Genomic DNA, 20,353 nt, shown 5'->3' with positions numbered 1-20,353 from the left:
AGGGCTTGCAGGGGACTTTCGCCCCTTAGATTCGCGCCATGCTTGGCACACAAAGGGAAAACGGACGCCCGAAACATGTATCGGGCGCCCGCGAACGACAACAGCGTTTCGTTATTTTTTCAGAATCTTTGCCACAACCGGCGCGGACAGGCGTTCGAGCGGCGGCATCACGCCGACCAGCGGCCGCACATAATGGCGGAACGCATCGGTGACGTTATTGCCTTCGGGAACAAGATACTCGTCCTTCATTTCGGTCGCGACGCGCGCGACGGTTTCGAGCGGCGTCAAGAAATACTCGACCGAGTAATCGCCGGTGCGGCGAATCGCCACGGATCCGTCTTGGTTGTGCCAGATGGCGTATTGCGCGGCCTTTTCGCCGACTTCGCGCGCCTCGAACTGATCCACCTCGCTTACGCAGCCGAGGAAACTGCGCTGCAAATAACCGAGCGTGTCCGCGCGGACGCGTTTGATTTTCAGGTCGTTTTTCACCCAGGCGCTGAGCAAGTCGCCAAGGGCGCCCGTGCCGGAAAGTTGGACGTTGCCGTGGCTGTCGCGCTCGCCGCCGGTAAACTGTTCCGCAAGCGCCTTCTTGTCGGGACCGACGACCCCTTCCGAAACCGCCACGACACAGCGGCCGTATTGGTCGTTTACCGCCTTGACATCGCGGAGGAACTGTTCCTTCGTAATCGGCCGCTCCGGCACATAAATCAGATGCGGGCCGTCGTCCGGATACTTCCGGGCAAGGCATGAAGCCGCGGTCAGGAATCCGGCATGGCGTCCCATTACGACACCGACATAGACGCCGGGGATGGCGCGGTTGTCCAGATTCGCGCCGGCAAAGGCCTGCGCGACGAATTTCGCCGCCGAACCGTAACCGGGGCAATGATCCGTGACGCGCAGATCGTTGTCAATGGTTTTGGGGATGTGGATGACGCGCAGTTCGTAGCCGGCCTTGCTGGCCTCCTCGTTGACGATACGGCAGGTGTCGGCGCTGTCGTTGCCGCCGATGTAAAAGAAATAACGCACATCGTGCGCCTGGCATACCTTGAAAATTTCCTGACAGTAGGCGATGTCGGGCTTGTCGCGCGTGGACAGCAACCCCGACGACGGCGTCACCGCAACCGCCTCGAGATTGTGTGTCGTCGCCTCGGTAAGATCGACGAAATCCTCATTGATGATGCCTCGAACGCCGTGGAGCGCGCCGTAGACACGCGTGACTTGCGGAAACTTGCGCGACTCGAGCACGGCGCCCACGAGACTTTGGTTGATGACGGCCGTCGGGCCTCCGCCCTGCGCCACCAGCACCTTGCCTTGAAGAATAGACATGATTTTACCTCCTCATTTGAACCGAAATGTCTTCCGGCGGGAACTTCCTTGCGCCTACCGGCGTAATTGAGTGAGAATTCTGACATGGAAACGATGTCGGAATCAACACGATGAGGAAATAAGGGATGAGATCCATAGTGGCGATGACGGCCGTCATGGCCTTTGGGACGTGTTTGGCGGCGGATGAAAACGGGGCGGTCACGGCGACCTTCGAGAAGGTGTTCGGGGAAGCCGTGCGACTCGATCCGGCCACAATCGCCCGCGTAGTATCCGGCAAGCCGGGCGATCGGCACTACGTGGACCGCAACGGCGACGGAAAGCCCGAGGAGGTTTGGTTCGTTGACACGGCGCCGCGGCATCCGGAAAAGTGGAGGCCGGTGCTAGTGCGCGCAATTGACGAAGACGGCGACCTTGAAAGCGGGGACGAACCGGATTTCGACAGCGATCTGTACGTGGCGGACTGGCATGCCGACGGAACCGTGGACGCCGTCACGGATTACACGGATCTCGACGGAGACGGCGATGTGGACGAGATGGCCTTTTATTTTCCATGGAAAAACGAGGGCCTGATGGTCTGGTGGGGTTGGGACGTCGGGGACGACAATCTCCTCTGGTACGACATCGGCTACACCTACCGGCAGCACGAATGCCAGTACAACTGCCATTTCGGCGGCGACGAACTTTTCTGCGCCTTCACCCTCGGCCCGAACGACACCGAATGGATCTGCACGTTCGAAAATCCGTTTTTGTTCTACGACCTTGACCGGGACGGCGTGACCGAGGAGGTCATTCGTTTTTCGGGACGCAACGAATCCGTCGGCAATCTCCGGTACAGTTTCGACGCGGATCACGACGCGACGCCGGACAACCCGCGCGATTTCGACGTGTCCATCAGCGCCTACGCCCCAGAGGGACTAACTCTGGATCCCCGTTTCTGCGAACGCCGCTCGCTGCGGGGAATCCCGACGGGGCCGTTTCTGCGGTTCCACATCGGCCCCCAATACTCGCGCGACACCGCATGGGCGAATTACATGCTGACATGGGACGAGAACGATTTGAACCTGGACGGCGACAACCTGCGCGAAGGGCGGTTCTGGGACACACAGGAGCGATGGGAAGGAATTATCGCGAAGGGCAACGATCTGTTTCCGCAAATCGGCGGACCGAGTTGCGGGCCTTTCAACAAACGATACGAGGTGGACAAGGATCCCGCCTACGGCTTGAAGATCTATTACACGCCGACCGACCAGCGCCTGCATCTCTTCGGAGCGGAAACCTCATGGATGATCGTGGATTACGATTACGACAACCAGCCCGATATGCGCTACGAATACGTTGATTCCGACCGCGACGGGTATATTGACACATGGCGGCTGGACGTGGACGGCGACGGCCGCCTCGATGACGAATGGACGCGCGGGGACGCCTCCGTTACGGACATACGCTACGTCTGGGGCGAGGTCAACGCCATTATGGAACCGCTCCTGGCCCGTGCGCCTGAACAACTTTACGCGCTCGGCGAAACTCTTCGGCAAGCGCTTGCGAAAACGGGTTTGCGGGAAGAGGACGCCCTTCAGGCATTCGCCGCCTCCGGTTTTGACTCGCCAATGCTCGACAAACCCCTTCGCGTGCGGCTGTTGTCAAGCAACGAATCGTGGCGGTACTATCTCGACCTTGTCAAGGACCGGCTCATCCTTGCGTTGAAGTCGCGACACGCGAAACCCGCATTCTGGACCGCGTTCGATGCGCTTCGCGCCCACGGCAACCTCGGAGGCATGCGGAAAGCCGTCGCGGACGAATTCGGCCTGCCGGAAACCACGCCGGATTTCAACCGTTTCCGCGCGGGCACGCTGGATTCGGTGCGCGGACCGCGGGTCGCATGGGGCCATGACTGGGCGCCGCCGAATATCGCATGGGAATCCGAACGATGCGCCTACCGCGCCTATTGGGGTCAGTTCGACTTCTTCGGCAAGCGGAATCCGGGGCTTGTGATCTCCTCATTCGGATCCGGCGTCAATTACCACGCCGAACAGGACTGGGGCATGGACGCGCTGCACGTCAAAAGCACATGCGGACTTGGAGGCGTCACGATCCACGCGGGTGGCAAGGCGTATCCCGCTTACAGCCCGAATGGCAAGGGCGATATCGTCTGGTCGAAGCGGCTCGTCTCCGAAACACCGGACCGTGTCGAGATCGAACTGCGCGGGGAGCATGTCGGCCCCCACAACGTCGTCTTTCGCTGCGCCGCGTTGGCGGATCGCCCCGATTCGCCGATTGACGTGACGGTCGAAAACGTCGAACCCGGCGAAGCGATCGAAATCGGGGTGGGTCTCGAGCGCCTCTCGCGGGAACAGTTCATGCTCGACACGAAAGAAGGCGTCATGGCATCGTGGGGCATTCAGGATCCGGCCATCGGATTCATCGGACTAGGCATCCTGTTCAATCCGGACGCCTTTGTGCGGATGGTGGAAATGCCGGATCAGCGCCAGGCCATACTGAAACTCGGCGCGGATCACCGGATTCGGTATCACATCCAAGGCGATTGGATGAACGGACGCCGCTTCCCGCGCTGTCCAAACATGGACAATTGGATGGACGAACTGCGTACATCGGCCCGGACGGCCTCGCTGAAGCGACTTCCCGCGGCAAAAGAACCGTAAAGACGTTTACGGAATAGAACGTGGAATCGGCAAATCCGGTGGATCAGTTCGGCTTTCCGACATCAAGGCATTTCATTTCGGACTGGCTGCGGACGAGCAGTTTTCCGTCCGACAGCGCCATGGGCGCCCAGATTTCCTTCCCGCCGAGCAACTGAACCTTAGCCAGTTCCTTGTATCCGACCGGCGAAGGTTCGACAAGGTACAGGATGCCCCGCTTGCCGTCGAGATTGAAGATCAGATTGTCCGCCATGAGCAACGGCCCGCGCTCGAAGGTAGGCGCGCCGGCGATATCCTTCGTTTTCCATTTCATCTGTCCGTCGAGCGTCAGACACATCATACCGTCTTCGCGTTCGTTTGAATTGCTGTTCAGGTAAAGATGCTCGTCGAAGAGGATGGGCTGCTGAATCTGGCTGCCGCAGACATCTGTTTTGAACAATTCCTTGACGGCAAAGGCGCCGTCCTGTTTCTTGACCTGAATCATCGCAGAGCCCGCCCGGTATCCGCCCGTGATGAAAAGGCGGTCATCGGGAAGGATAACGGGATAGGGAATCGGAATGAAACATTGCCAGCCTTCGTATCGCCACAGAATCGAGCCGTCCTCCAGCGAAATCCCCGCCACGGCGCCCTTGACGGCCTCATCCTTGCTGCCGGCTCCAACCATGACGGCCTGCTCCACCCCGTCGAGCGCCGCAATCACCGGGGTCACGTATCCGACAAGGCCCAACGAAGGCGATTTCCACACCAGTTCGCCCGTATTGCGCCTGTACGCCGCCACAAAGGCCTCCGGCGCCTGGGGCGCAACGATGACCAGGTCCTTGTACAGGCTCGGCGCCTGCGTAACGCCCCACCTCGGCACTTCAAGGCCGAAATCCGCGCAAATGTTCTTGTGCCATACCGGCCGATTGGTGGCCAGATCCACGCAATAGAAATGCCCCAACAACCCCACCGAATACACGTATTGGCCGTCCACGGTCGGCGCGGTACGCGATCCGTTGTGGCTGACGCTTCCCGGCGCTTCATAGGTAACGTTCCAGATGTCCTTGCCGTCTTTGATATCGAGGCATCGCAGCACATCGTGCACATCGTCCGGCCGATCAAGGATGTACACCCTGCCGCCCGCAATGGAGGGCGAAGCGTAGCCCGGTCCCAGGTTGACGGTCCAGAGAACCTTGGGCCCGGCTTCCGGCCATTTCCGCGCAAGGCCCTTTTCGGACGACACATTATTGCGGTCCGGTCCGCCGTATTGAGGCCAGTCCGCCGCCTGCGCCCATCCAAACCCCAGCATGACGACTGCCATCACCCGCCAGACAAGATACCGTTTCATTCATTCAGTCTCCGTTTGTACACCGGTCACACAAAGCCCACAGGGACAATCATACTATGTCTTGGACGCGCCAATCACCCGGCCGGTTGAGGCATCGCAAACGGCTTGTTGCGTACTGTGCGGGGACGCGATGGTGGGAACGGCAAGCCTGCCCGCCATCAATACGACTGGCGGCGGATAATGTCCCCGTTCAGGCTGATGACCACTTTTTCCATGGGAACTTTTCGCCCGGCCCGGCGCATGCCTTCCTCGACAATGACAGGCAATCCCTGGCAACAGGGCACTTCCATGACGACAACGGTAACGCTCCTGACATCGGACTGCGCGAAAATCGCCTCGAATTTGTCAATGTACGGGTCGGGATCATCGAACTTGGGGCAGCCGATCATGACGGACTTGTCGCGCAGGAAATCCTGGTGAAACGCGGGATAGGCCACCGGTACGCAGTCGGCGGCGACCAGCAAATGCGCGTTTTGCAGGAAGGGAGCGCCGGGCGGCACGAGGCGAATCTGCACCGGCCAATGGCCGAGTTCGGATTGGGCGGGAACCGATGTACCGCAAGGAACGGCGGCGGGCCGATTCCCGAATTGCTGGATGCGCGCGCCGGGACAGCCGCCGCCGGAAGGACAGGCGGACGGAGCCGGACCGGAATGCGCGGCCTGCGCGACATGCGGCGCGGGCCCTTCGAATTCCTCGGCAGGACGTTCCACGACGCGCAGCGCGCCGGTCGGGCACTCGCCCAAGCAGGCGCCGAGTCCGTCGCAGTATTTGTCCGCAACGAGTTTGGCTTTTCCGTTCACAATTTGTATCGCGCCTTCCGCGCAGGAGGGCACGCATTCGCCGCAACCGTTGCAGAGATCTTCGTCAATTTCAATAATCTTGCGCGTCTGTTTCATAATGGGCAATTCCTGTCTTCGTTTTTTCTTTTTGGGGAGTGGGGAACCTCTTCTTACGGCCGGGGTGCGCGTCCTTGCTCGCATGGACGGCGCGGACGTCGTCCCTCCCGGGGAAGAGGTTCCCCGTAGTCGCTCCTATCCCAAGATAGCCGCCAAGTCCTCATCCGGCGTCGCGATGGGCTTGATGGCGAAGTTCTCGACCAGCACGTTGAGCACGGCGGGCGTGATGAACGCCGGCAGGCTCGGTCCAAGACGGATGTCCTTGATGCCCAGATGGAGCAGGGTCAGCAGGATGGATACCGCCTTCTGCTCGTACCACGACAAGATCATCGAGAGCGGCAAGTCGTTGACGCCGCAGTTGAACGCACCCGCGAGCGCGACGGCAATCTGAATCGCCGAATACGCGTCGTTGCACTGGCCGACATCGAGCAGGCGCGGAATGCCGCCGATGTCGCCGAGTTGCTTGTCGTAGAATCGGTACTTGCCGCAGGCAAGCGTCAGGACCACGCAATCCTGCGGGACCTTTTCGACGAATTCCGTGTAGTAGTTGCGGCCCGGCTTCGCGCCGTCGCAGCCGCCGACCAGGAAGAAGTGGCGGATGGCCTTGTTCTTGACGGCCTCGATGACCTGTCCCGCGACGCCCAGCACCGCGTTGCGCGCGAATCCGGTCAGCACCGTGCCCGCTTCGGTGTCTTCGGCGAAACCGGGCTGCGCGAGGGCCGCCTCGATGACCGGCGCGAAGTTGCGGTCCGTGATGTGCGTGACGCCCGGCCAGCCGACATTGCCGCAGGTGAAGATGCGATCTTTGTACGACTGCTTCGGCGCTTGCAGGCAGTTCGTCGTCATCAGGATCGCGCCGGGGAACTTCGGAAATTCGAGAACCTGGTTCTGCCAGGCGGAACCCCAGTTGCCCGCAAGATGCTTGTACTTCTTGAGTCCGGGATACCCGTGTGCGGGCAGCATCTCGCCGTGCGTGTAAATGTTGATGCCCTTGCCCTCGGTCTGCTTCAGCAGCGCCTCGAGGTCGAGCAGGTCATGCCCGGAAATCAGGATGGCCTTGCCCTTTTTCGCGCCGAGCGCCACCGGCGTCGGGACCGGGTGGCCGAAATGTTCCGTATGGCCGGCGTCGAGCAGTTCCATTGCGCGCAGATTGACCTCGCCGCACTTCAGAACCAGGCCCAGCGCGGTTTCGAGCGCGATGTCCTTTTGATGCGTGGCCACCAGCCCTTCATGGATGAACGCATAGACCGAATCGTCTTCCTTGCCGAGCAGCCGCGCATGGTCCGCATAGGCGCCCACGCCGCGGATGCCGAGCAGCAGGATGACTTGCAGGCTGTGAATGTCCGTGTTGTCGCTGCCTTCCGACGGGATGCCGTGGCGTTCGCCCTGCGCGACCAATTCCTCGATGCCCGACGCGGGAATGAAATCCGCCGGACCCGCCGGGAAGTCCACATTGCCGCCCGCCGCCTTGACCTGCTTCTTGAGCGCATCGCGCAGCGCCACCGTCTTCTGGATATACGCCACGAAGCGATCCGGGTCGAAATTGACGTTCGTCAGCGTCGAGAAGACCGCCGCCGCCGCGAACCGGTCCGTCTCGGCGTCCACAACGCCCACCTTGCGCCCTTCGACCGCCACCATGCCCAATCCCTTGAGGACATACGTCAGCAGATCCTGCAGCGCCGCCACGTCCGGTTTCTTGCCGCACACGCCCTGCGCCGTGCATGCCACACCATTGGCTGCCTGCTCGCATTGATTACAAAACATCGTCGTTTCCTCCTGTTTTTCCCGCCTTCCGCGGGTTTGTTTACCTCTGCCCTTGTCGGTGCGAATCCTGTTCGCCGCCATCGGGGCGTTCTCTGTTCCACGACCGTACTGTACACCCTGTCCAAGATCTTTGCCTTGACTTAGGTCAAGTCCCCCAAAATTCTCAAATCCCCAACTGTGTCGTGCTCCTGCTCGCGCCCGTCCTCGTAATCGTAATCGTAATCGTATATCGAATAGGCCCACGGCTCAAGGATTTCAAGAACCAAAATCCAACCGTCAATTTCCCTTCATACCTCGCACATCAACCCGCGAACCTTGCATGAGGCTGAAATTCGCACGGCCGTTCGAGTACGATGGCGATTGGATTCGCGAAAAAGAAAGGCAAGGTACTCTTTCACTCATGACATTGAACGAACAAATCGCGGTTGTGCCGCTGTTCCGCGGACTGAGGCCGGAACAATGCCAAACCTTGGCCAATATCGCCATCGAGAAGACCTACGCGAAAGGCCAGAATATCTTCGTCGAAGGAGCGGACGCAGCGGGGTTTTATGTGCTTGTGTCGGGCCGGGTCAAGGTCTATAAACTTTCACCGGAAGGCAAGGAGCAGATCCTGCATGTCATCGAGCCGCACGATGCCTTTGGCGAGGCCGCCGTGTTCGCCGGACACCGATTTCCGGCCCACGCCGACGCCATGGAAGCCTCGAAAACTCTGTTCTTTCCCCGGCATGCTTTTCTGGCGATCGTCGAACGGCACCCCTCGCTCGCGCTGAACATGCTGGCCTACCTTTCACGCCGCCTTCACCGGTTCGCAAACCTGATCGAAAGTCTCTCCTTGAAAGAAGTGCCCGGACGCCTCGCCGCGCATCTCCTTTATCTCAGCGAACGGCAGGACGACCGCGACGAACTCCTCCTCGACCTGTCGAAAGTGCAACTCGCGAGCCTCCTGGGAACGATTCCAGAGACCCTGTCCCGCGTGCTGGCCAAGATGGCCCGCGAAGGCCTCATCGAGGTCCAAGAAGGCCGCCACATCCGCCTGCTCGACCGCGAAAGCCTCGAGGAACTCGCCACCGGCGAACGCCGCCTCGGCGCGGGGATGTAAAACAGGCTGTCAAGCCTGTCTTTGCCGACAAAAGATCCCCCACCGGTGAGCGCAGTCATCCCGTGCACGATCCAAGTCGAGGTTCCCATTCGCGGGGTTGATCGGCTGCACGGCGGTTTGCTACGTTGCCAACGGCCCGCGATACGCGGGGAAATCATTATGCGAGACCGAAATTCTGCTGTCGCCGCGGGGAGAGCCGTGGCCGAGAAATAATCGAAGAGATAAGGACTTAAAGGACTTCAAGGCCCGTAAACTCGCGGGGAAATCTCTTGTGTCTGTGGCGTCCTTTTCGCTTGGCGCTTGTCCGGGCGGCAGCCCCACAACCGGATTGAATAATTGAATATCAGAAGGAGAAGCCGCGACGTGACTGCCATTCTTGCCGCGACGTTGTTGTTCGGCGCCGCGATGCCGGGCGCCGATGAGTACTTGGACGCGCGTGAAGCCGAACGCGCGGGACGGTATGCCGAGGCGATCAATCTCTATGCAACCTGTGCCGGAAAGCCGGGGCCGCTGGCGGCGTATGCCCGGGTGAAAACGGCGTTTTGCCGGGCCGCATCGGGCGATTGGGACGGTGCCGTCGAAGCCTATCGCACACTTCTTACCGGAACGACAGACGGGCCGTGGCGGCGGATGGCGCGCATCTATCTGGCGGATGCGCTGGCCAGACGCAAGGCCTTCGAGGAAGCCGCCAAGGAATATGCCGCAGCACTCGATTTCCAACCGAAGCCGTGGTGGGTACAGTCCCACGAGCGCATGGCGGCCGATGTGTATATCGAATGTCCCGCCCTGCGCGACGTCGGCTATGGGTATTACCGCAACGTGACGGCCACGACGCGTCTGCGCGCGCCGAGACTGGAAGCCGCGGAACGGCTTGCGCAATCCCCGGAAAAGGCGGACCTTCTGGCGGCTGCGCGGGGCTACATTAAAACGGGCGAATTCCGGCCCGCGCTGCCCCTGCTGTTGCGCACCGCGCCCACGGGCCTCGACTGGACCGCATGGCTGGCGAGTCTCGGTTCAAAGACAATGCCGCCGGGTGAAACGGAATTGAACCGGATATCGGCGCTGCCGGAAGACAGCGCGTTTTCGACGTGGACGCGCGAATGGCTTTATTACATTGCGCGATCCCAGGCGGCGGGGGGCAACCTGATTGCCGCGGAAGCGGCCTGCGGCCAACTGGTTCGGCGATTTCCGCAGACCGACGAGGCGTCCGACGCCCTTTGGGCGTTTGCGCTTCGCCTCGCAAAATCCGACGAAATCTCGCGGGCCATGGCGTGGTACCGGCGGCTGAACGAGACGAATCCCGATCATTCCCGCGCGGACGACGCCCTGTTTGCCGTGTTGGAATTGCAACGCAAGGATTCGGACGCGCAGGCAATGACCCGGACATGCCGCATGCTTGCCGAACGCCATCCGGACAGCGCGCTTCTGGCCAAGGCATGGTACTGGACCGGACTTGCGCTGGAAAAGGCCGGCGACAAAAAAGGCGCCAACGACGCCTTCGCAAAAGCCGCAGCGTCCGGTCCGGGCGACTTCTACGCGCACCGGGCGCTTGCGCGCCTGCCCGGCGACCGGGGAAGGATCGTACCGGTGAATGGATCCGCGCCATTCCTGCGCGCGATACCCACGCCGGGCGATCCCCTGCCGACCCTCAAGCCCGTCATTCTCGAATCCCCCCGGTTTCGGCGCATCGCGTTCTTCGCCGAACACGGCCTGGAAGAGGCGGAATGGGAGGCGCTCGCGCTGCTGCCGCTGCTGGACAAGGATCCCGCCGCGCCCGCGATCTACGCGATGCTGGGCCAAGCGGGCCTCGCCTACACAGCGATGAATGTCGCGGAAGCATACAAGTGGGGCGAGAACGGGACGGAGAAATCGCCGGCCCGATGGCGCGTCCTGTATCCGCGCGCCTTCTGGCCGCGCGTGTGCGAGATCGCGAAGGAAGACGGCCTCGATCCCTACCTGATCCTTGCCGTGGCCCGGCAGGAAAGCACCTTCCGGCCCGCGTTGACGTCGCATGCGGGCGCATCGGGCGTCATGCAAATCATGCCGGCCACCGCGCGGCATCTCACGGGGTCCGAATCCGATTTCGATGCCGCCATGGCGGACCGGCTCGAAAATCCCGTCCATTCCCTGCGGTTGGGCGCGCGATACTTGAAACGGATGCTCGAACGGTGGGATGGAAACGTGGTCTATGCCTTGGCCTCCTACAACGCCGGTCCCGGCAACTGTTCCAAGTGGAAAAAAAATATGGGCGACGTTCCCCTCGAAACCTTCATCGAGTCCATCCCCTTCGACGAAACCCGCGATTATGTCAAAAAAGTCCTCGCGAATTACGCCGCATACCTTTCGCTGTACGATGCTTCATGATCCAAGTCCTTTGACCGGTTTGACCCCGCGACGGGTATCTCACTATGATTGCCGCATTCCGGCAATCTGTTTTACAAGGAGTAAGCACATGCGCAAGATAGAATGGGATGAGAGTCTTTCCATCGGCGTGCCGTTGATTGACGAACAGCACAAGACGTGGATCAAGTGCCTGGCGGATGTTTCATCGGCCGTCGAGTTGGTTCAGGGGCCGCAGCGCATCGCGGAAGCGCTCGGTTTTCTGCTCGACTACACGCGGACGCATTTCGCAACGGAAGAGAAGGCGATGGAGGACAATCAGTACGCCGGGCTTGCCGATCATCGCGCGAAGCATGAACAACTCAAGAAGACGCTGGCCGACCTGGAAGAGGAATACAAGGAGGAAGGCGCTACGCACATCCTCGCCGAGTCGGTCGGCAACTTCATGGCCAACTGGCTCGTGACCCACATCAAGGAAGTGGATCTCACGTTCGGGGCGTTCCTCCGAGAAAAAGGCGTCGTTCTGGCCCTATAGGATACGTTTCCCCGCCTTGAGCCTTATTTGATCACAAGCACTTCGTGGATGTCGTTCACCACGAGATGGACGATGTTGCCGTCCGCATGAACCTGTGTACGCGGGTCGAGCGCCTGTGCGCGGGTGAAGGGGCGGCGGACAATAATCCGCGCGGCGTACATGGGCGCGTCTTCGATGAGCGAAGGCAGCACGTAGGGACGATCTTTCGACGGCGTGCATTGCGGCGGCGACTGGTAGCCGATCAAATGGACGTACAGCGCCTCGTTGTTTGCGTCTTCCATGATGACCGATTCGACGTTTTGTGGCGCCGACACCTCGACCACGTGTTCGGGATGCAAGTAACGGATCACATTGCGCAGCAACGCGCGCGCCTCGGGAATGGGATGCTCGCTTGCACACGCAAAGTCCGGCGCGCCGGCGATGCACACGACCTTCCCTTTGCCAACGGCGTTCACAAGCAAAGCCGGGCCGACGGGACGGTCGGCGGAATTGGGCTGATAAACGGGTTCCTCCCCTTTCTGTTGGCGCACGGTCCGATGAGGCCGGAGCAGTTCGCCCACGGCCATCGCCGTGGTGGGGGTAAATGCCGCGCCGGGCCCTTCGACAAGGAACGGCCAGTCGGTGGGAAAACCCGCGCGCAGTGCTTCGGGCGCATCGGCGGGAAAGCGCACGAAATTGTCGGTCGTCGAAAGCCGTTCGACAAGCCGCGCGCCAGACAACGATTCGATGGGCGGATGATCGAGCGGTTCGCCCATCGGCCCGAAAAGTCCGGTGTGGCCCGTGATAATCAGATTTCCGCCCTGTTCCACGTAGTCGCGCAACCATCCGATTTCACGTTCCGACAGGATCGGCACGTTCGGCAGAAGCACGACTGGAAACCGGCGCAACGTGTCCGCCGTCACGTTTTCGTCGAGAATGACGCCGAAAGGGATATGTTCATAAACCATGGCCTTGTGTGCGCCGTTGAAGGCCTGCTGGTACTTCGACGGCGTCTCGCGGCCGTACCAGTCGCGGCTGCGCGCCGAGTAGTAAATGCCCACCTCGGGCAATTGCGGATGGCCGAAATAGGCCACCTTGTTCCTAGCTTCCGCGAAGGCCTTTCCAATGCGATTATAGGCGACCGGATCGAGCCAGCCGTCGTAGCCGGTCTTGTCCACCACCGTTACCTGCGCGCCGTGCGACCGCAGCGTCAGGATTTCCCAGCGCAGATCGTTGAGCGGCCGGCAGGTGTTGTCGTGATAAATGCGGGCGTGGCGTGAAATGGCCACTTGGTAGCGCTTGCCGGGCGTGGCCGCCGCGAGGAATTCCGCAGTCGCGCTCACGCCGAGGGCGCCGAATCCCCAGACGCCCGTCTCGGCGGTCACGAAATCGGCATTGATTGCATGTTGGACCGGCCGTTGGCCCACTTCCCATGAAAACGGTGGGTAGCCGTGGTAGTTGTAGTCAACGGTTGCGTTGGGGTTCCGTTCGCGGATGTAGGCCAGCAACTCCTTCTCGAAACGCTGGCTGCTGTTGCAGCGGAAATCGAGCATCTTGTCCCATGCGGCGTCCCACGTCACGCCCGACGGCATCGGCATGCCGTATTCCGTCTCAAAAAGTTTCCGGCAGTTCGCGCACCAGCAGCCGTACGGCGGGCCAAATCCCTGATCGAGCATGTCTATATGAAATCCCGCGATGCCGTATTCGAGCATTTCCGCCGCGACCTGCTTCGCGTGTTCGATGTAGCCGCTGTTGAGACAGATGCGGTCGATCGGTTTTCCGTCCTTGTCGGCCATCTTGAATTCGGGATGATCCCGCAACGGATATCCGTTGCCCTGCACGACGCAGTAGGCGATGATCGGAAGCCCAAGCGGGGCCGCCGCTTCCACGGACTCCCGAAGCACGTCGCGATCCCCAAGTCCGGGGCATTTCGGCGCAACCTTCGAGTCGTAATACGCAAATTCGCTGTCTTTGGCCCAGATGACCACATATTCGCAATCGGCCGCGGCGGCTTTTTCCACGATATCCCTTCCGTTGAATATTGCGGCATAGGCTTTGTCCGTCGGATCGAAACCATACTGTGCGCCGGTCGGACCGGTTTCGATGCCCACATTCAGGCGTTCGAACCAACGCCCGCCTGTCCCCTCCGCCCCGGCGACGTTTCCTTGGAAAAATGCGCCCAAAATTGTCACGGCGAGAATCCCTGTCCTTGTTGCCTTTTTCATGACCGCCTCCGTTGTAATGGGATGGGTATCGGATCCGCATCGGATCCGGCGCCCGATCCTTGGCACAAGATCCCTTGTACCAATCGCCCGGGCGGCATTACAACTTTTGCCCGTTCCGCCTTGCGGGACGCGCCATTCTTCATAACCGGGTTGCCGAAAAACGCAAGGTTTCGGCAAAGGTGGACCCGATAATCTGTTCCTTGAAACGCGATCAAGACGCTTTTGTTCACATGTCCACACGCCAAGAGTATTCGGGGCGGCAAGGGCTTGTGTTATAATGAAATTGAGCAGGCTGGACGGCCGCGCCGCCTTCGGGCGGTGAGGAAAGTCCGAGCTCCGCAGGGCAGGACGCTTCGTAACGCGAAGGCGGGGAAACCCGACGGAAAGTGGCACAGAAAAATACACAGCCTACGTCCCGGCATGCCGGGACCGGCAATGGTGAAAAGGTGCGGTAAGAGCGCACCAGCGGTCTGGCGACAGGCCGGCTGGCAAAACTCCCGTCCGGAGCAATTCCAAATAGGGGAGCCATGGAGTGGCCCGCTCCGCTCCCGGGTAGGAAGCTAGAGGCGTGCGGCGACGTACGTCCCAGAGGAATGGCCGTCTCGGAATCCTCGCGGATTCTACGACAGAACTCGGCTTACAGGCCTGCTCGTTTTTTACGCCGGCGCTTATTTGCCCCGCACCATCGCAAGGAGATCCATCGTGTGGGTGGATTTTGCGCTTTGTTCGACCTGGCCGGCGTAACGCGCATACAGGCCCTTGGCCTCTTCGGCGCTTTGACGGAACAGGTTTTTCACGTCATCCATGCTCAGTTTTCTGCCGGATGCGTAATATTTTTTCGCGGCCATGCCAAGCCCGTAGGTGGTCGCGAACGTTATGGTCGCGCCCGTCGCGGTTCCCGCCATTCCCCCCATCATGCGCCCGCCCGCCTTGCGGGCCAGCGATCCAAGGAATTTGCGCGCCATGTCCTCCACTATTTGCGACGTCATCCCCACGCCCAGCACAGCAAGGAATTCCTTTACGTGGCCACTGTCCAGTTGATAGCCATACCGCGCGCCAATCGTGTAGACGAGCCGCATTTGAAGCGGCAGAATGGCTAGGGTGGACAAGGATTTCGGCAACAATTCGAGACCCGCCAGCAGTATCGCCTGATTGAGAATGGTTTGATCGATCTCGGCATCCTCGGGAACCGGCTTGTCCGGTTGAAGGGGTTGAGGAAGCGAGGCGGACTCGACGACGGGAACCGGCGGCATCGCCGAGGCGGCCATGGCGAAATCCTCCGCTTGCGATTGGATTTCCGCGGCCTCCGGCGAAGGAATGCCCAAGACCCCCTTCAGATTGTCGAGAAACTCCTTTTCCCGCGGCGTTGTCGCCCCGTCGGCATCGCAAATGCACACGGCCATTTCAAACGCGAACATTCGCATTTCCGGGCTGGACAACGCCCCGGCTTCATCGGCCAGCGTGGTTTTCCGCAACAAGACGCGTTGCACCACGGCCGCGGAAGACTCAAGCCCCACGCTTTGGAAAATTTCCCTCAATTGGGCGTGTTCGACATCGCTCTTGCCGCCATCGGCCATCGCCGCCATCAAACAAATGGCCGCTATCGCTTCCTTTTCCTTTTCCTGCATGGATTCTTCCTTTCGGTTAGAATGTCTGGGCTTCAAGCCCAAGAATCTTGGCCATTTTCATTCAAGGGGCTTCTCATGTCAAAGTCATTGCCTTGTTTTCCGGGCTTAAAAACGCAATTCATACCCTATGCAGAGGTGCGGCTCCAGAGGGTGGCGTTCGATAATTTCGAAGCGTCGGCGGATGGCCGGCCAGTTCTCGACCGCGCAGGCGCCGTATAGATACTCGACTCCAACCGCCTGCTGAAGCAATCCCTCCGCAATGTCCGCGGGCGGTTTCATGCGAAACCGGTAATGGCGGCCGATTTCCGCCAGTCCGATCCGCTGATAGAACCGTTGCGCCTTGCGGTCCTGCGTCCAGTACTCCAGCCGGTGGAATCCTTTGCGTAGGGCGTCCTCGACGGTGGCGTCCATCAGGCGGCAGCCGAGACGATGACCCGCATATTCCGGAAGACGCCCAAATTCAAGGACGTACCCACCGGGGGAATCCTTGAGAAAACAGAATTCGCCCGGCTCGTTTTCATATTGGGCATCCGTAAGGCCGGCAATGCGCCCTTCGACGACGGCGACCAGCCGGGTGCTTTGATGGCCCTCGTATTTCGGCCGTTCCTGGATGGTGTAATTCCACGCATGCGAAATGCTCAGGATAACCGCATGAACGCGCATCCATTCGCTTTCGTCTTCATCATGGTATTCGCGAATCACAATCTCCACGCGACAATGTTCCTCCCGGCGTTGTTGTGTCCCCGTCTTCCATGCGTGCCGCCAACTCCAGGTACTCGGAAGCCTTCTCGTGCATCCCCATTTTCCGCAGCAACGCGGCCAAATCCCGGTAATTGACCGCCATGCGCGGATCGCGTTCGATGGCCGACTTGAGATGCCGCAGGGCGGCCAGATCATCTCCCTCGATTACGGCCTGAGCGGCCCGCCGGTTCAGGCTCAAGGAGGCCCGCGACGCATCCGGGCGATTGTCACCGGCTTTACGCCGCTTCGATACAAAGATCCTCCGGTTGGTTTCCATCAGCGCGCGCCATTCCTCGTCCGTCATGCCCATGCCGTGAAAGGTCCGGCTGCCAAAATGAAACACAAACGCTTCCTCGGCAATGCACAACCGATACCCCGCGTCCATGACGCGGCAGCCGTAATCGTCGTCCTCGTAGTTACCGATGCCGAAGGATTCGTCGAATAAGCCCACGGTCTCGAATGCCTCCCTGCGAATCAGCAGGCAAAATCCGACCAGACGGGAGACGTCCCGCAATCGCCCGGCGTTCCGGGCGGCCCATTCGTCCGCAAATGCGTTGATTTCGTCCATCGAGGCAAACGAAAGCCCGTCAATCTGCTGATCGCCCGAAACGCAATTGCTTCGCGGCCCCACCATGCCGATATTCTCGGCGCTTTCAAGGGCGTTTGCCAGCCGTCCCAGCCAACCCATCGGAACGAGCGTGTCGTTGTTGAGCAACAACACATGTCCTTCCGCATGCGCTAGGCCGAGATTCACCCCGCCGGCAAAACCAAGGTTTTTCTCCGCATGAATAACCGTTGCGCCGGGCACGGAATCGAAATACTCGCCCACCCCGTCGGTTGAGCCGTTGTCCACCAGAATCAGACGGTAAGGCCTATCCTGCGTGTGGGCGAAAATCGAGGCGATGCACCGCCGGCAAAAAGCCACTTCATTGAAGGCCGGAATAATGATGGAGATCGGCGGCGGCATGATCAGCCCATTCTTTCGCCGGGAATCGGACGGCTCCATCGCGAGGGCCAAATCCACGGAATGGGCCGGAGTTTATAGGCAAGCACGATGTCAATCGTCCCTTCGCCCGTAGCCACCCGCACCCAACGCCCGGAGGCAAGCACCGTGCCCGGCGGCGCCTCGACGGGCGCCGGATTCGCCTTGGCCATACTTACGAGGATTTCACGGCCCTGGAACATAAATCGCGCCAGCGCGCCCTGCTTGAACACGCGAACAATGCGTTCGATGTGAACCGCCGGCTGGGTCCAATCAATTTTCGACAAAGCCGGATCGAGTGGCTTGTCGTAGGTCGCGGCGGCGTGATTCTGCGGAACCCCTTGCAGGCCTTCCTGTTCGACGCGATCCATGATGTCCACGACATGCTCTCCGGCCAGCGCGCAGGCGTTGTTGTAGACGCTGGCGGGCGTGTCTTGATCCGTTACGGGGTAGGCGTATTGGGCGATGATGTCGCCGGTGTCAATGCCTTCGTCCATGATGTGAAACGTGACGCCCGATTCGGTTTCGCCCTGAAGAATCACCGCCGCGAACGGATTGGGCCCCCGGTGCCGGGGGAGCATCGAGGAATGGCAGTTCACACAACCGATTTTCGGCAGGGAAAGTATGATCGGCTTGAAAATGATGCCGAATCCCCCCACCAGAATCACATCCGGCGCCAGCGCGCGCAGGGGGGCAAGCGATTCGTCCACCAGTCGTTCGAGCCACAGCACGGGGATGCGATTGCGCGCGGCCAGACCGATCATGGTCGAGTGGGCGGCCAGCGCCACGCTTTGCGCGGCCATCACGCGGCGCCTGAATCCCCGCGTCCGGCGCCCGTCCTGCAGGACGGCGACCACCTCGTGATTCGATTCGAGCAACGGCGCCATCAGGCTCCAACCCAGCCGCCCGCTTCCTGCTATCGCTATGCGCATGGGAGATTACTCCATGAATTCGCGATGCCATACAAACAGCATCAGCAACGCCCAGAATTGCCGCCGGGCATAGACGTTGTGCGTGGCCATGCGCATGATTTGTTCAACATAGGGCCAGCGGAACAGGCCGGTGGCCTCGACGCGTTCCGAGGTGACGATGGCCCGCGCCGCCTCGTCTATCACGCGATAGGCCGGGCCGCTCTGCGGCATTTTGAAATCGCGCCGTGCCCGCATGCGGATGCGTCCCGGCAGCAGCCCCTTCATGGCCTGCCGCAACAGGGGTTTGCTGCGCACGCCGAACTTGACCTCGGGGGGCACCGTGATTGCAAAGTCAACGAACGCGTCGTTCAGGTACGGATACGCCAGTGTTGCGCCGTGCGCCGCAAAGATCCGGTCACATTTCGCGAGCAGCAAGTCCGGCAACGCCACGTTCAGATTGAGCGACAATATGTCCCGCGAAAGGCTCTTGCCCTGGAACAATGGGCGAAGCGCCGAGGCGGATCCCCCTTTCTCGTGGATGGCCGCCTGCATCGCGTCGGTGTAGAGCGCGTTCCGTTCCGCATGATCGAATACGGCTACCGCCGCAAAGTACATCTCAAGACTATCCGACAGCGACCGGAGATAACGCTCGCTTCGCCGCACGAAGGCGTTCGGCGGAAGGACCGGCGCCATGCCCTGCAGGAGATCCATGGGAATAAGTCGTTCCGCGCTTCGCGCTTTCTGCATGAAATGATATCGGGGATAACCGCCCAGCATTTCGTCGGCCCCATGGCCGCTTGCCCAAACCGGGGCCATCTTGCCGGCCTGTTCCGCAATCATCCACAACGGAAAGACCGACGGATCCGCGATGGGTTCGTCGAGATGATACGCCACGCGGCCCATGACCGATTCCGTCAGGGATCGCCCCCGCGCGACATGAAGATCAAGCCCAAGCAGCCGGGCGCTTTCCTTGGCTCGCCAGAGTTCGTCCTGCCAAGTCCCTTTCAACGAAACAAAGAGCGGGCGTGGACGTCCGGGGTGAACCGCGGCCAGCGACGCGCAATCAATCCCCGCCGACCACAGCATGGCGTCCGTATCTGCCCCGGCCACGGCCTCGCGAAGACGTTCGCACACTTCCCGGGCGGCCTCGCCGCGATCAATGGCGACGATCTCCGCCGCAAAAGCCGAAAACGGCGTTTCTTTGACGTGTCCATCCTGGAAGACGAGCACATGGCCCGGTTTGACGCGATATACGCCTTGGATGATTGTTTCAGGGCCCGGCACACATCGCAGCGTCAGGTAGCGATCCACGCTGGCAAGGTTCAGCCGTTTCGATATCACGCCCGGCGCCAGCAACGCCTTCAATTCCGACGCAAATAACAGCGCCTTGCCGTCCATGGCATAGTAGAGCGGCTTGATGCCGAGCCGGTCGCGCAGCAACCACCACGTGCGTACCGAGTATCCCAGGTCGAGAACGGCTGGCGCGGAAGCATGCGCCTTGGGATGCGGAATTTGAACCACCGCGGCAAAGGCGCCAAGCAAATGCAATTCATCGGGACGTTGGGCCGCAAGAACCTGTCGCCATAATCCGGCCGGGTCGAGCGCCGCGCCCTTCTTGTCGCGGGGCTGGCCGTCAACCAACGCAAGACCGTCCGCGTACACATCCGTGCCGGCGACCACAAAATGGTCCGATTCGATCATCCGCGCGCATTCGCCGCGGTGTCCAAGCGCGCGCGCCATCGCGCGAACCGTCTCGCGATCTGAACGTCCGAGCATGCCGCAAAGTGCGCCCATCAGAAAACCTCGCCCATCATGTCCATTGGAATCGTCAATTCAGAAGACCTTCTTGGTATCCAGGAGCAACGTCACCGGCCCGTCATTGATCAGCCGGACTTCCATATATGCGCCAAACGATCCCTCGGCCACAACCAAACCGTGCGCCC

15 protein-coding genes and 1 other RNA gene are annotated in these 20,353 nt (G+C 60.7%); 5 read left to right on the top strand and 11 right to left on the bottom strand.

Going from position 1 to position 20,353, the window contains the following annotated elements:
• Positions 1-111: 111 nt before the first annotated feature.
• Complete coding sequence (locus P5540_18475; GenBank protein HRT66803.1) at positions 112-1,326, bottom strand: 6-phosphofructokinase; 1,215 nt, start codon at positions 1,324-1,326, stop codon at positions 112-114.
• Positions 1,327-1,451: 125 nt separating this feature from the next.
• On the opposite strand from P5540_18475, the gene P5540_18470 reads away from it, so the two are divergent.
• The gene (locus tag P5540_18470; protein HRT66802.1) at positions 1,452-3,986 is read left to right on the top strand and encodes a DUF4861 family protein; all 2,535 of its coding nucleotides are present in this window, start codon (positions 1,452-1,454) and stop codon (positions 3,984-3,986) included.
• Between the two features lie 43 nt (positions 3,987-4,029).
• Here P5540_18470 and P5540_18465 read toward each other — a convergent pair whose 3' ends face one another.
• From P5540_18465 to hcp, 3 genes are all read right to left on the bottom strand, one after another.
• Positions 4,030-5,310 carry a PQQ-binding-like beta-propeller repeat protein gene (locus P5540_18465; GenBank protein ID HRT66801.1) on the bottom strand — a complete coding sequence of 427 codons (1,281 nt, stop codon included), beginning with the start codon at positions 5,308-5,310 and terminating at the stop codon, positions 4,030-4,032.
• A 158-nt stretch (positions 5,311-5,468) separates the two neighbouring features.
• Positions 5,469-6,206 (bottom strand): 4Fe-4S binding protein, encoded by a 738-nt coding sequence (locus P5540_18460; GenBank protein ID HRT66800.1) that lies wholly within the window; start codon positions 6,204-6,206, stop codon positions 5,469-5,471.
• Between the two features lie 135 nt (positions 6,207-6,341).
• Entirely contained in the window at positions 6,342-7,970 is a 1,629-nt protein-coding gene (gene hcp / locus P5540_18455) for a hydroxylamine reductase (protein HRT66799.1), read from the bottom strand.
• Positions 7,971-8,370: 400 nt separating this feature from the next.
• Between hcp and P5540_18450 the strand changes: the two genes are divergently transcribed.
• From P5540_18450 to P5540_18440, 3 genes are all read left to right on the top strand, one after another.
• Positions 8,371-9,069 carry a Crp/Fnr family transcriptional regulator gene (locus tag P5540_18450; protein ID HRT66798.1) on the top strand — a complete coding sequence of 233 codons (699 nt, stop codon included), beginning with the start codon at positions 8,371-8,373 and terminating at the stop codon, positions 9,067-9,069.
• Between the two features lie 363 nt (positions 9,070-9,432).
• On the top strand, positions 9,433-11,433 hold the full coding sequence (locus P5540_18445; GenBank protein ID HRT66797.1) for a transglycosylase SLT domain-containing protein: 2,001 nt from the start codon (positions 9,433-9,435) through the stop codon (positions 11,431-11,433).
• Between the two features lie 88 nt (positions 11,434-11,521).
• Complete coding sequence (locus tag P5540_18440; protein ID HRT66796.1) at positions 11,522-11,944, top strand: bacteriohemerythrin; 423 nt, start codon at positions 11,522-11,524, stop codon at positions 11,942-11,944.
• A 23-nt stretch (positions 11,945-11,967) separates the two neighbouring features.
• Here P5540_18440 and P5540_18435 read toward each other — a convergent pair whose 3' ends face one another.
• Entirely contained in the window at positions 11,968-14,148 is a 2,181-nt protein-coding gene (locus tag P5540_18435) for a beta-galactosidase trimerization domain-containing protein (protein ID HRT66795.1), read from the bottom strand.
• Positions 14,149-14,432: 284 nt separating this feature from the next.
• On the opposite strand from P5540_18435, the gene rnpB reads away from it, so the two are divergent.
• Positions 14,433-14,804: RNase P RNA component class A (rnpB, locus tag P5540_18430), an RNA gene on the top strand.
• Positions 14,805-14,816: 12 nt separating this feature from the next.
• On the opposite strand, the gene P5540_18425 is transcribed toward rnpB, so the two are convergent.
• The 6 genes from P5540_18425 to P5540_18400 all read right to left on the bottom strand — a co-directional run.
• Positions 14,817-15,776, bottom strand: coding sequence for a TerB family tellurite resistance protein (locus P5540_18425; protein HRT66794.1), 960 nt, complete (start codon positions 15,774-15,776; stop codon positions 14,817-14,819).
• Between the two features lie 105 nt (positions 15,777-15,881).
• Complete coding sequence (locus P5540_18420) at positions 15,882-16,487, bottom strand: GNAT family N-acetyltransferase (GenBank protein ID HRT66793.1); 606 nt, start codon at positions 16,485-16,487, stop codon at positions 15,882-15,884.
• On the bottom strand, positions 16,459-17,484 hold the full coding sequence (locus P5540_18415; protein HRT66792.1) for a glycosyltransferase: 1,026 nt from the start codon (positions 17,482-17,484) through the stop codon (positions 16,459-16,461). Before P5540_18415 ends, P5540_18420 begins: the two co-directional genes overlap by 29 nt.
• Before the next feature lie 2 nt (positions 17,485-17,486).
• On the bottom strand, positions 17,487-18,431 hold the full coding sequence (locus P5540_18410; GenBank protein ID HRT66791.1) for a methionyl-tRNA formyltransferase: 945 nt from the start codon (positions 18,429-18,431) through the stop codon (positions 17,487-17,489).
• 6 nt (positions 18,432-18,437) lie between these two features.
• Positions 18,438-20,204, bottom strand: coding sequence for an asparagine synthase-related protein (locus P5540_18405; GenBank protein ID HRT66790.1), 1,767 nt, complete (start codon positions 20,202-20,204; stop codon positions 18,438-18,440).
• Between the two features lie 39 nt (positions 20,205-20,243).
• Positions 20,244-20,353: D-aminoacyl-tRNA deacylase (locus P5540_18400; GenBank protein ID HRT66789.1), on the bottom strand; the 110-nt coding region annotated here is incomplete at its 5' end.

This window comes from Candidatus Hydrogenedentota bacterium, from assembly GCA_035450225.1.
Taxonomy (GTDB): Bacteria; Hydrogenedentota; Hydrogenedentia; order Hydrogenedentales; family SLHB01; genus DSVR01.
Note: the sequence above shows the minus strand (reverse complement) of the source record. Positions and strands in the feature narration are given on the sequence as shown.